Consider the following 1,104-nt stretch of genomic DNA (forward strand, 5'->3'; position numbering starts at 1 on the left):
CTAGGAGCCTGGGCGGCAGAAGATTTTTTAACTAAGGACTGTCGAGCTTAGTTTTGATGTCCGGTGTGATCTGCTCTCAGCGCTCCGGGCAGTGGCGCTGCGCTTTCCTGACCGTCTGAACCACCCTCGGCAGTGGTTCTCATCGGCCATCTACGCCGGTTGCCACCCCAATCGGTGCATTCGCCGCAGGTTTACCGCCAAACACATTAAGTTCCACTCCTCGCGTGCGGCCTTCTCTCCCCGCATCGATAGTCGTCGAAATCCAAGCACATGCTTGATCCATCCGAAAACCGGCTCGGGGATGACTTTGCGTCGTCGGTAGTCGGCTTTGCCTTCCTCAGTGGCCAGATGCTCGGCCATACGCCGCGTCGCTGGATACTCGTCTGGATCGATGGCACGTGCAGGCTTGCGCTCACGGCCCAGTGCCACACAGGCCGCTTGCTCGCGTGCTTCCAGCGCCTGAAAGTTGTCTTCACTCGCGTAGCCCGCATCGGCCAACACAACGGCATGGCGCCGCCCCAGGTTCGCCTCCGAATGTTTGACCATGGGCAGCAACTGACCCACGTCCGCGGCACAGGCATTGAGATCGACGGCGACAATGAGCTGGCTGCCCTCGTCGACCGCGGCCTGCGCGTTGTAACACTGCTGAAATCCTTCCGCGGTCTTCATGATCCGGCTCTCCGGATCGGTAAAGTTGTCCTGCGCATGCTCGGCAGGAACCCCCGCCTCACGTTTGAATTTCGGTCCACGTCGTTTGGCCGGCGGATCAAGATCATCCGGGTCACGACCTGCCGCTTTGTCGAGCGCACGTTGACGTGCTTCCAGACGCGCCTTGGCCGCCTGGATCGTCGCCAGCCGTGTCTCCCGACGACGCAGTTCAGCCGGCAACTCGTCGCCCGTGGCGTCTTTACCCAACGCCCGATCATCACGCACGTCCGCCGCTTCCGCTTGCTTCAGCAACGCAGCAATCTCCGACTTCAGGCGCGCCTCCTCAGATTGCATCCGACCGTAGCTCATCGCCTTGTGGCGACTCGCATTCGCGCGCAATTTGGTGCCGTCGATGCCAAGGCGCCCCAGCTTCACCAAACCCGCCTCGGCCGCCAC

1 protein-coding gene is annotated in these 1,104 nt (G+C 61.7%); it reads right to left on the reverse strand.

The features are described from left to right. Window positions 1–150: 150 nt before the first annotated feature. Window positions 151–1,104 (reverse strand): transposase (locus IFO71_RS21595; protein ID WP_225444877.1); only part of this gene is annotated, 954 nt, incomplete at its 5' end.

It is taken from the genome of Pseudomarimonas arenosa (genome assembly GCF_014841215.1).
GTDB lineage: Bacteria > Pseudomonadota > Gammaproteobacteria > Xanthomonadales > Xanthomonadaceae > Pseudomarimonas > Pseudomarimonas arenosa.